Genomic DNA, 13,330 nt, shown 5'->3' on the forward strand with positions numbered 1-13,330 from the left:
TTTATTGAATAGAGATCTTAAAAACCTTTCTGTATTTATCTGATAATAAGTTCATAATATAATTTCCTATTGGTAAATCTGGGATATCAACTATAGTAATTCCATCTTTTATTGCTATTTTTTTATTCAAAATTTGTTTTCCATCAAATGTAATCAATGTAATCTCAGCATCATTCATAACAGCATTGCTTACAATTTCAACTTGGTTATTTCTTACGGGATTTATTATTTTTAAAGAAACGGAATTTTTCTGAATATCATTTACAGAAAACATTTGCTGAGTAAGTAAAACGGCTGCATACGCATTCACTCTTCCCCATCCATGATATACATCAAAACCTGAAACATCTTCTGTTGGTAATCCTTTCATATCTTCTGCTGTATTTTGGAGTATATTTCTCACTTGTACAGGAGTGAGATTGGAATTTATTGATAAAATTAAAGATGCAATTCCTGCGACTAATGGGGTTGCTTGAGAAGTTCCACCCCAATAACTATTGTATGAAGTATTGGAATTGATTCCTAATCCATAAATATAATTTCCTGGTGCAACTACATTAATATGTGAACCATAATTGCTTCCGGAATTCGGATCCCAGAAAAATGGACTTGTCCTTTTATCATTTGCATCTGTAGAACCAACAGCAATTACATTGTCATAATTTAGGGAATAAGCAGCAGGATAATAAGGTGTGTTATTATTGAAATTCATCATGCAGACCACAAAAAGTACATTTTTATTTTTCAAATACTGAATAGCATTTGCAATAACTGTAGATGGTGAAGATCCTCCAATAGACATCGAAACTATTTTTGCACCATTATCGGCAGCATAATATAGACTATTTGCCATATTTGCATAGGTTCCGGAATTGCTGCTATTTAAAACTTTAAGAGGCATTATTTTGCTGTTCCAGTTTGCACCAGCATATCCTTTTCCATTATTACTAATTGCTCCCAAAATTCCGGTACAGTTTGTACCATGTCCAAGATCATCTGTAGGATTATTATCATTATTTACCCAATCCCAACCTCTGTAATCATCTATTAAACCATTTCCATCGTTGTCAATCCCATCAATAATTTCGGTGCTTTTATTCCATATTCTGGAGCTGATATCTTCATGAGTCATATTTAGTCCGGAATCTGAAACTGCAATAATCATATTCGGATTGCCAGTTTCTTTGTCCCAAGCTAATTCCATATCCACATCTGCATCATTAGTGGTGATCATACCAGAAACATTGAATGTTCCATCATTATACATACTCCATTGTCTGTAAAAATAAGTATCATTAGGCAATGTACTCATTTCTGGTTTCCCTTCTACTCCAGCTCCTGTCGCAATGTAATTTGGTTCGGCAAATTCTATTGTAGGATTGGCAGAATAAATTCTACAAATATTTTCAATGTTACTATCCGGATTCAATTTCAACAAAAATGTACCTGTATTTTTATAATTTCCAATTGATTCTATATTTTTCAGACCATATTTTTGATTGAGTAAATCTAATGAGTTCAGACCTAATGTTTTATCATTCTGATTAAGTAATAATTTACTTACTTGATTATCTTTAATTTTAATTAAAATTTCACCTTCTACAAATTTTGCAGTTTGTGAATAGATAAGGCCTGAAATAGCCAAACTTAAAGTGATTAAGATTCTTTTCATATTGATGTTTTTAACTTTAATCAAAAATATGAAAATAAAAAACTCTTTTTCAAGAGTTTTTTATCCTAATTTATATGTAACTTTTCACTGAAAAAAACGAAAATTTATTTTTTAAAAACCTTAATAGATTGTCTTCCAAGATTGGATTGAAGATCAGAAAAAAAACAAAAATATTCCTAAAAGAAAACTATATTCGGAAAAGAAAGTAATTTTTAATGCTTATACTATTTCACTGGTCAGCTCTCTTGATATCAATTTTTCATGCATGGGCTTTAGAACATCCATACTTCCGGTTTTTACCGTGCATTTTCCTTTGTAATGAACAAGAATGGTACATTGCTCTGCCTGTTCCAAAGTATGTCCGCAAATTTCAATAAGAGAATCTATCACGTAATCGAATGTATGTATATCATCATTATGAAGTACAAGTTTATATACTTCATCTGTATCATCCAAAACAAGAACATCTTCTTCATATTCTCTTTTGGGATTTTCGTAAAATTTTGTATTAAAAAATTCCGACATTTTGAATCTTTTGAGATTTAGATTTCTCCTATTTCTTCGGAGATTTCATCAATAATATCTTTCGGATCGTAGATCAGCTCAACCAGTTCTACACTTTTATTATTCATTTTCAGAATTTTAAATTCATAATCGTCAATTCTAAATTCCTGATTTTCTTCGGGAATATCTGCTAATTTGTGCATAATATATCCTGAAAGTGTATTGTAATCGCCATCTTCTGATAATTGAAGGGCTTTTGGAAGCTCATCATTTATTTCATCCAAAGGATTGGTAGATTTCACCCAAAAAACATTATCTCCTACTTTATCTACAATATTTTCTTCTTCATCTTCTTCATCCTGAATCTCCCCTACCAATTCTTCCAAAATATCTTCAAGGGTGATAATTCCTTCTGTTCCTCCAAATTCATCAATTACAATAGCTAAATGCTGCTTTTTCAATTGGAAAACTTTCAACAAATCTGAAATTTTCTTACTTCCGACTACAAAGAAAGGCTCACGCATTAAAGAGCGAATATCAAAATTATCATAATCGTCTTTATGCTTTATATATTCTCTTATGAATTCTTTCGTATAAAAAATTCCGATAATATTGTCGATTGAGTCTTTATACACAGGAATTCTGGAATATCCCGACTCTAAAATTTCTTTTAAGATTTCATATTTGTCATCATCAATATCTATTGAAAGAATATTCTGCCTTGGAACCATAATTTGTTTTGCAGAATGATCGGTAAAATCAAAAGCATTTTTGATAATTTCATAGTTTTCTTCCTCTATCTCGCCAGAATCTGCACTTTGTTTTACCAAAAGCTGTAATTCTTCCGTAGAATGTATATCAGCTTCACTGGCAGGAGGAATATTGATTAATCTTAAAAATCCGTTCGACATAGAGTTCATCAACCAAATAAATGGCTTGAAAACCATAGTGAACCAACGCAGTGGATAAGCTACAAACATTGTTGTAGACTCCGCTTTTCGGATGGCAATAGATTTAGGAATAAGTTCACCAAATACAATATGCAGAACCGTAATCAATATAAAACTTATCGCTAAAGAAATTGTGGTAATGGTAGCTTCACTAAGACTAAGCCCAAATAATTTCAGAAAATTTTCTACCACATGATGCATCGCACTTTCTCCTACCCAACCTAATGCTAAAGAAGCTAATGTAATCCCAAGCTGTGTTGCAGAAAGATAAGAATCCAGTTGCTTAATAATATGTTCAGCTTGTTTTGCCATTGCATTTCCTTCTGCTGCCTTTAGCTGGATCTGCGAATAACGAACTTTAACGATGGAGAATTCTGCGGCTACAAAAAAGCCATTAAGTAAAACAAGAAATATAGCTAATAAAAGCTTGACGACGTCCGAGTCCATTTAGTTATTATGAATAATATTGTGCAAAGATATATAAATTTTTAAATATAAAATTCTGATGATTCCAAACAAAAAACCATTTCTTTTCAGAAACGGTTTTTTTATATATTTTAAAATTCTGATTAAGAACCCTTCAAAGCTTCTGCTCCGGAAACAATCTCCAAAATTTCGTTGGTAATAGCTGCCTGACGCGCTTTATTATAGAAAATAACAAGATCATTTTTCAATGCTTGTGCATTATCCGTTGCTTTGTGCATAGCTGTCATCCTTGCTCCGTGTTCAGAAGCTACAGAATCAAGCACTGCTTTATACACCTGAGTTTTGATGGATTTAGGAATCAAATTATCTAAAATTACTTTAGCATTTGGTTCAAAAACATAATCCGTATTTACACCCGTTTTTTGAGTTTCCGGCATTGCAATCGGAAGGACCTGCTCTGTTACCACTTCTTGTGTAGCAGCATTGATAAATTTGTTATAAACCAAATATACTCTATCAAAATTCCCTTTTTTGAATTCGCTCATTACAGAAGCTGTGATATTGGAAACGTTTTCAAAGCTTAAGGCATCATAAACGGCACTTTGGTTATCGTATATTTTTCTTGATTTTCTCAAAGAATCATATGCTTTTTTACCAATAGTAAGAATTTCTACTTCTGCATTTCCGTTTTCAGAAATTTTGTTGTTCAATTCCTTAATAACTGAAGAATTGAAAGCCCCAGCTAAACCTCTGTTGGAAGTAACTGCAATAAAAAGAACTCTTTTTACATCTCTTTTTGCAGCGTAAGGAGAAACATTATCAGGATCCGGATTGGCATTCACATTCTGAATAATTTCCTGAAGTTTTTCCGAATAAGGACGAAGCATTACAATAGCATCTTGTGCTTTTTTCAGTTTTGCAGCAGAAACCATTTTCATTGCACTGGTAATCTGCATTGTAGAACTAATAGAAGTAATCCTTCCTCGTATTTCCTTTAAATTTGCCATATAGAATTTAGTTGTTGGTTGTCGGTTGTTGGTTGCTAGTTTCTGAAAATTCCATCAACTATCAACCAAAAACCATCAACTAATTTTATTAATTGTATTTAGAAGCAATATCGTTTGCAGCTTGTTTCAATACATCAGTAATATCATTATCGATTTTTCCTGATTTGATTGCTGACATTGTTTCCGGATGCTTAGTTCTCAAGAAATCCACATATTCTTTCATGAATTCTTTTACTTTTCTTACTGGAACATTTCTCAATAAATTTTCAGTTCCTGCATAAACCATTGCTACCTGATCTTCTACACGAAGTGGAGAATTTACCGGCTGCTTAAGGATTTCCACATTTTTCTCACCTTTAGAGATTACAGATAATGTAGCTGCATCAAGATCAGAACCGAACTTAGCGAATGCTTCTAATTCTTTATATTGAGCTTGGTCAAGTTTCAAAGTACCGGATACTTTTTTCATAGACTTGATCTGAGCATTCCCTCCTACTCTTGATACAGAGATACCTACGTTAATAGCAGGACGAACTCCGGAGTTGAATAAATCAGATTCCAAGAAAATCTGTCCGTCAGTAATAGAAATTACGTTAGTCGGAATATATGCAGAAACGTCACCTGCCTGAGTTTCAATAATCGGAAGTGCAGTTAAAGAACCACCTCCTTTTACGATTGGTTTCAAAGATTCAGGAAGGTCGTTCATTTGCTTAGCGATTTCATCATCAGCAATTACTTTTGCTGCTCTTTCCAATAATCTGGAATGAAGATAGAAAACGTCTCCAGGATATGCTTCACGACCTGGTGGTCTTCTCAAAAGAAGAGAAAGCTCACGATAAGCCACCGCTTGTTTTGATAAATCATCATAAATAATTAACGCCGGTCTACCTGTATCACGGAAATATTCTCCGATCGCTGCTCCTGCCATTGCAGAATATACCTGCATTGGAACCGGATCTGAAGCATTAGCTGCAACTACAACAGTATATGCTAAAGCTCCTTTGTCTGTTAAAGTTTGTACAATTTGAGCAACAGTTGATGCTTTTTGCCCGATTGCAACATATATACAATATACAGGCTGACCTGCATCGTAAAATTCTTTCTGATTAATAATGGTGTCAATAGCAACAGTAGTTTTACCTGTTTGTCTGTCACCAATGATAAGCTCTCTTTGCCCTCTTCCAACAGGAATCATGGAATCGATTGCAACGATACCTGATTGTAAAGGCTCAGTTACAGGTTGTCTGTAAATTACACCCGGAGCTTTTCTTTCCAAAGGCATTTCGTATAATTCTCCGGAAACAGGTCCTTTTCCATCAATAGGATTACCAAGAGTATCTACTACTCTTCCTAATAAACCTTCTCCTACTTTGATGGAGGAGATTGTGTTAGTTCTTTTTACCGTATCTCCTTCTTTTACGTTTTTGGATTCTCCAAGAAGAGCCACCCCAACGTTATCTTCTGCAAGGTTAAGAACGATTCCTTCAATACCGCTTTGGAATTTTACCAATTCCCCGTACTGAACATTTTCCAATCCGTATACAAGAGCGATACCGTCTCCAATTGTAAGCACTGTTCCAACTTCCTCAACGTTTGATTGAGTATCAAAGTTGGCTAATTGTTGTTTTAAAATAGCTGAAACTTCAGCCGGATTTATTTCTGCCATTATATGGTTGTTTTTATCTTAGTTTAATTGAAAATCTTTTTTAAGCTGACTTAATTTTGATTTTACAGAAGCATCTATTTGCTGATCTCCTACTCTCAAAATATATCCTCCAAGAATATCCGGATTGATATTGGTTTTAAGATCAAAATTTTTACTGTGATCTACAAGATGAGTAGATTTCAGAATATTTTCAATATTTTGCTGAGAAAGCTGTGTAGCAGAAGTAAGAATAACTCTTTGTACACCTTTCAAATCTTCTACTTTATTGATATATTCCTGAGCAATGTTCTTCAGCTGTGTTTCACGGCCTTGCTTTATGATAAGCCCGATGAAATTTTTAGCAGTCTGGGAAAAATTTGCAAAAATCTGATTAGAAGCTGCTAATTTTTTCTTCACATCCACAAAAGGTGTTGCAAAAAATGAATTCAGTTCTCTACTCTGATCCATTATTTTGATTATATCCTTCATTTCCCCGAAAATAACATCTACAGAGTTGGTTTCCAGAGAAAATTCAAGTAAACCTTGTGCGTATCTTTTTGCTACTTTTGATGAAAGCATTTTCTTAGTTTAAGGTTGATTTATTAAGAATATTTTCAACTAAAGCATTTTGAGCTTCCGTATTATCAAGCTTTTGCTTTAAGATTTGTTCTGCAATATTTACAGAAAGAGAACCAATTTGGTTTTTGATATCTGCCATTGCCGCAGATTTTTCTGCCTGAATCGTTTGCTTAGCTTGTTCAATCATTTTATCACCTTCAGCTTTAGCAACATCTTTTGCCTCACCAACAATCTTATCCTTTATCTCTCTTGCTTCTTTCAGAATAGCATCACGTTCCACTTTCGCTTCTCTGATGATGTGTTCGTTTTCAGCTTTAAGATTTTCAACTTCCTGTCTTGCCAATTTAGCCTGATTAAGAGAATCTACAATAGTCACTTCTCTTTCGTTGATGGAATTCAGGATCGGTTTCCATGCAAATTTTCCTAAAACAAAAAGAAGAATAAGGAAAATAACAGTCTGGATGATAAATAAACCTGATGAAAATTGTTCTAATAAATTTTCCATATAGAAATATGTCTTTTATATAATTAAATTATTTTCTTATTAATTTTTTAAAAATTACTGATCGTAACCAACCGTTATCGATCAGTAATTGTTTTTTGACCGAAAATCTTAGTTTACAGCAAATAAAGCTGCAAATGCAAGACCTTCAACAAGAGCAGCTGCAATAAGCATCGCTGTTTGTAATTTACCAAATTGTTCAGGTTGACGAGCCATACCTTCCAAAGCAGCAGCACCGATTTTTCCGATACCGATACCTGCTCCGATTACTACTAAACCTGCACCAACGATTTTAGGCATTTCCATAATATATAATTTTAAAAAATTAGTTTCTTTTTATAATTTGATAAATGATGATTGATGATTAATTTATTATTTATCGATTATCATTTATTTTTAATGATGTGCTTCTTCATGATGATGCTCTTCATTTGCTGCTCCAAAATACACCGCAGAAAGCATCGTAAAAATATACGCCTGTAAAAATGCAACCAAAACTTCTAACAAATAGATTACAAATGTCAAAAGCGGAAATGCAACACCTGCAACAATATTCTTAAATACATAGATCATTGCGATTAACGACATCATCACGATGTGTCCCGCTGACATATTTGCAAAAAGACGAATCAACAATGCAAAAGGTTTAATAAACAAACCTATAAGTTCAATCGGCATCATAATAATTTTCATCGGAACAGGAAGACCCGGCATCCAGAAAATATGTTTCCAATAATTTGCATTTGCTGTGAATTGAGTAATAATGAATGTCAATATTGCTAAAGCAGCAGTAATTGCAAGATTTCCCGTAACATTAATTCCGAAAGGAAGTAAACCGAAAACATTCAAAAATAAAATAAAGAAAAACACGGTTAAAAGATAACCCATATATTTTTGATATTTTGGACCGATATTCGGTTTTGCAATTTCGTCTCTAACAAAAATAATAAGAGGTTCAAATAATTTTCCTGCACCAGAAGGAACCAAAGATTTTTTGTAATTTCTCGCCATTGATCCGAAAATCCACAACATCAATAAAGCAGTAATCAAGATCATCAAAACTCCTTTTGTAATGGAAAGATCTAATACTTTTTCATTTTCCGCATGACCGTGATCGTTCAACTTAATCGTTCCAGCTGCATCTGTTTTATAGATTTTCTCATGAAAAAGTTTGTAATACTTACCATTTTTTTCTACTACTCCATTTTCATTATGATGAAATTCAGAACTCATAAAAGTCTGAATTCCATTTTCTTTATCATAAAAAATAACCGGAAGAGGAAAACCAATATGATGCTCTTTACCTTCTTTATCTTTCGTCATCATTATATCAAAGCTATGAGCATCTAAAAGGTGATGCTTGATATATTCTTGGTTTTCTTCTTTTTCCTTGTCTGCTTCAGACAGGTTTTCTGAAACTAATTCAGTTTCTTTCTTTTCAGGAACTTGCGCCGTTCCGTGTTGTGCGAAAGATGTTGAAAATAAAGATAAAAAACCGACTAAAAGTACTACTCTTTTAAGCATTGATATATGTCTTTTTTAAGTTTTGCAAAAATAGAATAAAAAAACCAATTACAAAATAGCCGTTTACTGATTTTTTTCATCTTTTTTAATCAGATTTATACAGTACAAAGTTGCCAGAAATAACGAAATAAGATAAGGCAAAATAAAATGAATTTTATAGTTGGGAATGGTACTTAATTTCAGTTTGTTCATAATGATAAACATCAACGTAAGTTTAAACAAAACCAATCCCATAAATGCAAAACCTAAATAATCCGGATATATTTTTTTGAAAATGGACATTATGGTAATTACCATCATAAATAAAAGAGTAAGAAACAGATAATATTTTACAAAGGTGGTTTCAAATTTTTTTACCATCGTTTGCCAGATGATAAAATGAATCATGAACATTAAAAAATACGAAACGATATAAATAAAATTATTTTTCATTATTCTGAATATTTTTCAGTTGTCTTAAAAGATTGTAAAAAGCGAGACTCATTCCAAGCAAACCAACTCCCACTGTGAGAAGATTATTTTTAATTTCAAAGTAATCATTTAGTTTTTTTCCACCCCAGAATGAAAGTCCCATTGTCGCAAGCATCTGAAAAACGACAGCCGAATAAATTCCATATTGGCGAAAACTATTTTTTTCAAATTTTTCATTGTCTTCTTTACTGAATTCCTGCTCGTTAGGATTTTCTTCCGACATATTTTTGATTTTTTGCAAAAGTAATAATTAATATTGGTAATGTAGAGACGCGATTTATCGCGTGTCGGAAAGAAATAGGAAAACGAATTTATTTTAAAGAATCTTGATCCCAATTTTCCGGATTATGAATAATATAGCTTTCAATCTTCCGTAAAGATTCTGTATTCCGAATCAAATGATTGTGAAATCTGCTTTGCCAAGCAAATTCAGAATTAATTTTTCTTATTTCAAATGTACATCTACCTTTAAACCATCGTATTACTCTCGATACATTTTCATTCAACATAGGATTTTTGTATCCTGAAAAACCTCCTTTTCCTTCACTTTTTTGATTTATATTTTTATAATTCCGTTTTTTATCTTTTACTTTCATCGACAAAATTCCATGAAAATGATTAGGCATTACTATAAATTCTCCTAATTCTACAAAATCAAAATTTTCAACAATTAATTTCCAAACAGTGAAAACAATTTTACCTTCTTCTGACAAATGCATTTTTCCATCAATAATTTCTCCGAAATAATTTACTTTATTCTGGGTACAGATCGTAATAAAATATGCACCTGAAGAATAGTTCCATGATTCTAATCTTGCTGAATTTCGATTAAATTCATTTTGAAATTTATCTTGCATTGATTGTAATTTATATATGATCCTGATACGCGATAAATCGCGTCCTGAATCTTTACACTTTATTTGTTTTATGTTTTTTGACACGCGATAAATCGCGTCTCTACGAATCATTCAAAATTAACAAAATAAACAGATTGCAATTTCAATTTTAATTCCGTAAATAATTCCTTATTTTTGCAATCCATAAATTAAAGATATGTTCAACAGTTTACAGGATAAATTGGATAAAGCGCTTCATAATATTTCGGGGCGCGGAAAAATTACGGAAATCAACGTAGCAGAAACCGTTAAGGAAATTCGTCGTGCATTGGTAGATGCCGACGTGAACTATAAAGTTGCGAAAGACCTTACCAAAAGAGTTCAGGATAAAGCATTAGGACAAAACGTTCTTACGAGCCTGACTCCGGGACAATTGATGACAAAAATTGTTCATGATGAATTGGTAGATTTAATGGGAGGAACACAGGAAGGAATCAATCTTTCCGGAAAACCTGCCGTTATTTTGATTGCCGGTCTTCAAGGTTCAGGAAAAACTACTTTTTCAGGAAAATTAGCCAATTATCTAAAAGTAAAAAGAAATAAAAAACCACTTTTGGTTGCTTGTGATGTTTACAGACCTGCCGCTATTGACCAGTTGAAAGTTTTAGGAGGACAAATTAATGTTCCTGTTTACACTGAAGAAGGCGCCACAAATCCTTCTGCAATTGCCGAAAACGCAGTAAACCATGCAAAACAAAATGGTTTTGATGTTGTAATTGTAGATACAGCCGGACGTTTGGCTGTAGATGAACAAATGATGAACGAAATAAAATCTGTTCATTATTTCATAAAACCGGATGAAACACTTTTTGTAGTGGATTCTATGACCGGACAAGATGCTGTGAATACTGCAAAGGCTTTCAATGATGCATTGAATTTCAATGGAGTCGTTCTTACAAAATTAGATGGTGATACAAGAGGTGGTGCTGCTTTAACCATTCGTTCCGTTGTAGAAAAACCAATCAAATTTATTTCCACAGGAGAAAAAATGGAAGCCTTAGATCTTTTCTATCCCGAAAGAATGGCAGACAGAATCCTTGGAATGGGAGACGTTGTTTCCTTGGTAGAAAGAGCTCAGGAACAATTTGATGAAGAAGAAGCAAAAAAACTTCACAAAAAAATTGCAAAAAATGAATTTGGTTTCGATGATTTCTTGAAACAAATCAATCAAATCAAAAAAATGGGAAATATGAAAGATTTGATGGGAATGATTCCGGGAGTCGGAAAAGCCATCAAAGATGTGGATATTAATGATGACGCTTTCAAACATATTGAAGCCATCATCCATTCCATGACACCAGATGAAAGAAGAAGGCCTTCCATTATTGATATGAACCGTAAAAAAAGAATCGCAAAAGGCTCAGGAAGAAAACTGGAAGATGTAAACCAATTGATGAAGCAATTTGACCAAATGGGAAAAATGATGAAAATGATGCAAGGTTCTCAAGGAAAACAGCTTATGCAAATGATGAGCAAAGGAATGCCAAATATGCCGGGAATGGGCGGAAGTCTTTTTGGAAAGTAAAAAATTCTAAAAAATTGAAATAAAAAAATCCTGAGAAATTTCTCAGGATTTTTTGTATACTTAAAATAGAACTAACTATTAAAGTTTAAAGTTTTTAGAAATACCTACAGTAACTCCTTTTCCGAACCCAAACCCAAAAGTGTTTGTTTTAACATCCAAATCTTTTACTTTACTATGCTCATATCCTAAACTTCCAATATTGAAGTTCAATCCGAAAGAATTTTTGAAATTAATGAATAAATTTGGGGTAAACATTACACCAAAACCATTTGTTTTTGACTCAGAATATGTAATTGTTGATCCTGAATAATCCGGAGTTTTAGTTTTTCCATTAGTAGCATATACATCTAAATCTCCGTAAACGGCAAACGTTTCATTTAATGGCATTGTATATCTACCAAAAACTCCATAAGAGAAGTTATCTTCTTTTGTTTCTACATTGTAAGTAGTTCCGGAATAAGTTACCGTTCCAGTTCCTTTCAAAGTATTGATTCCAAATCTAACCCCCGCAGTAAAATTATCCGTAAATTGATATCCAACTGTTGGATTAAAGGAGAATTCATCTGCTTTAGCTTCTTGACTTACATTTGTACCTAAAACAGAAACATTAGAAGTAGTCTTTGAATTTTGATAAGATATATTACCACCAACCAATAAAGTATTCTTTTGAGCATTCATTACTCCGAAAAGCGCTAATGCACCTACTAAAAATAATTTTTTCATAAAATTTGTTTAATTTTTAAGAGGTACAAAGATAAAAGTAATTATTTTGACTAAAAATGATTTTGGTCATATAATAAATTCGCTTTTTACTTATCCAAAATTCAGAAAAATTCTTTATATGAGAACTAATTTTGAGGTTTCTATTTTTACATTTTCCAATCATTACCATTAACCTAGAAAAGAAAAAAACGCATCTTTACAGATGCGTTTTTTATTAAATCTAATTTAAGTTCTCTTAGAAAAATAAAGAGAATCCTATTAAACCTTGGAAAGCACTTTCTGCTTTTTTATCATCCAATGTCAAATTGTATCTTACTTTTGGAGTTAATGCTACATTTGGTGCCACAAACCATGCATAACCACCTTCTAAACCTACAAAACTTGCATTATAGTCACCCATGCTCCAACCTGTAAAATCAACACCTACAGGAAGTTTTCCATTGATGTAATACTGAGCTCCTAATTTATAAGAAAACTTTCCATCAACTCCTTTAACACCTGTATCTCCATAACCTAAACCAGCTTTAATAGCCAAGTTATCCATTACAAAATATCCACCTTCTGCACCTACATTCCAAGAAGTATTACCATCTTGAGAAGTAAGACTAAAAGATGTATTTCCACCTGTAGTCCAAGAACCAGTGTTAGCTTCTACTACCCATTTTCCTTTTGCAGTAGCTCCAGAAGTAGATTCAGATTTTTGAGCATTCATCGCTCCGAAAAGTGCCAAAGCACCAACTAAAAATAATTTCTTCATGATTATTTAAAATTAAAATTACTGTGCAAATATATAAATATTTTGTTTATTCACAAATTTTCCACAATATGCAAAAAATCATGTCCAATTTTAATATAAAAATAAGATGAAACTAAATTATTATGTTATATAACAAAAAATAAAAACAA

At 32.5% G+C, this 13,330-nt stretch carries 15 protein-coding genes; 1 reads left to right on the forward strand and 14 read right to left on the reverse strand.

Annotated elements, in window-relative coordinates:
• Position 1: 1 nt before the first annotated feature.
• The 12 genes from AC2A1C_RS10710 to AC2A1C_RS10765 form a co-directional block, all read right to left on the reverse strand.
• A complete protein-coding gene (locus tag AC2A1C_RS10710; RefSeq protein WP_484025703.1) occupies positions 2-1,672 on the reverse strand; it encodes a S8 family serine peptidase in 1,671 nt (556 codons plus the stop codon).
• A gap of 219 nt (positions 1,673-1,891) precedes the next feature.
• Complete coding sequence (locus AC2A1C_RS10715; protein WP_484025704.1) at positions 1,892-2,197, reverse strand: ATP-dependent Clp protease adaptor ClpS; 306 nt, start codon at positions 2,195-2,197, stop codon at positions 1,892-1,894.
• 17 nt (positions 2,198-2,214) lie between these two features.
• A complete protein-coding gene (locus AC2A1C_RS10720; protein WP_484025705.1) occupies positions 2,215-3,573 on the reverse strand; it encodes a hemolysin family protein in 1,359 nt (452 codons plus the stop codon).
• Positions 3,574-3,695: 122 nt separating this feature from the next.
• Positions 3,696-4,559 carry an ATP synthase F1 subunit gamma gene (gene atpG, locus AC2A1C_RS10725; protein WP_484025706.1) on the reverse strand — a complete coding sequence of 288 codons (864 nt, stop codon included), beginning with the start codon at positions 4,557-4,559 and terminating at the stop codon, positions 3,696-3,698.
• A gap of 88 nt (positions 4,560-4,647) precedes the next feature.
• On the reverse strand, positions 4,648-6,225 hold the full coding sequence (gene atpA / locus AC2A1C_RS10730; protein WP_484025707.1) for a F0F1 ATP synthase subunit alpha: 1,578 nt from the start codon (positions 6,223-6,225) through the stop codon (positions 4,648-4,650).
• Between the two features lie 18 nt (positions 6,226-6,243).
• Complete coding sequence (atpH, locus tag AC2A1C_RS10735) at positions 6,244-6,783, reverse strand: ATP synthase F1 subunit delta (RefSeq protein ID WP_484025708.1); 540 nt, start codon at positions 6,781-6,783, stop codon at positions 6,244-6,246.
• 4 nt (positions 6,784-6,787) lie between these two features.
• Positions 6,788-7,288, reverse strand: a complete 501-nt coding sequence (locus AC2A1C_RS10740) for a F0F1 ATP synthase subunit B (protein ID WP_484025709.1) — start codon at positions 7,286-7,288, stop codon at positions 6,788-6,790.
• Between the two features lie 108 nt (positions 7,289-7,396).
• Positions 7,397-7,591, reverse strand: a complete 195-nt coding sequence (gene atpE / locus AC2A1C_RS10745) for an ATP synthase F0 subunit C (RefSeq protein ID WP_484025710.1) — start codon at positions 7,589-7,591, stop codon at positions 7,397-7,399.
• A gap of 90 nt (positions 7,592-7,681) precedes the next feature.
• Positions 7,682-8,809 carry a F0F1 ATP synthase subunit A gene (gene atpB, locus AC2A1C_RS10750; protein WP_484025711.1) on the reverse strand — a complete coding sequence of 376 codons (1,128 nt, stop codon included), beginning with the start codon at positions 8,807-8,809 and terminating at the stop codon, positions 7,682-7,684.
• A 63-nt stretch (positions 8,810-8,872) separates the two neighbouring features.
• Positions 8,873-9,241 (reverse strand): hypothetical protein, encoded by a 369-nt coding sequence (locus tag AC2A1C_RS10755; protein WP_484025712.1) that lies wholly within the window; start codon positions 9,239-9,241, stop codon positions 8,873-8,875.
• Positions 9,231-9,503, reverse strand: a complete 273-nt coding sequence (locus tag AC2A1C_RS10760) for an AtpZ/AtpI family protein (RefSeq protein WP_484025713.1) — start codon at positions 9,501-9,503, stop codon at positions 9,231-9,233. The genes AC2A1C_RS10755 and AC2A1C_RS10760 overlap by 11 nt, the downstream gene beginning before the upstream one ends.
• Positions 9,504-9,591: 88 nt before the next feature.
• Positions 9,592-10,137: a transposase gene (locus AC2A1C_RS10765; RefSeq protein WP_484025714.1), complete on the reverse strand. Its 546-nt coding sequence runs from the start codon at positions 10,135-10,137 to the stop codon at positions 9,592-9,594.
• A gap of 196 nt (positions 10,138-10,333) precedes the next feature.
• On the opposite strand from AC2A1C_RS10765, the gene ffh reads away from it, so the two are divergent.
• The gene (ffh, locus tag AC2A1C_RS10770; RefSeq protein WP_484025715.1) at positions 10,334-11,701 is read left to right on the forward strand and encodes a signal recognition particle protein; all 1,368 of its coding nucleotides are present in this window, start codon (positions 10,334-10,336) and stop codon (positions 11,699-11,701) included.
• Positions 11,702-11,779: 78 nt separating this feature from the next.
• Here ffh and AC2A1C_RS10775 read toward each other — a convergent pair whose 3' ends face one another.
• Complete coding sequence (locus AC2A1C_RS10775) at positions 11,780-12,424, reverse strand: outer membrane beta-barrel protein (protein WP_484025716.1); 645 nt, start codon at positions 12,422-12,424, stop codon at positions 11,780-11,782.
• A gap of 235 nt (positions 12,425-12,659) precedes the next feature.
• Positions 12,660-13,181: a hypothetical protein gene (locus AC2A1C_RS10780; protein WP_484025717.1), complete on the reverse strand. Its 522-nt coding sequence runs from the start codon at positions 13,179-13,181 to the stop codon at positions 12,660-12,662.
• Positions 13,182-13,330: the final 149 nt, after the last annotated feature.

The organism is Chryseobacterium sp. HNCC26DJ241 (assembly GCF_057180505.1).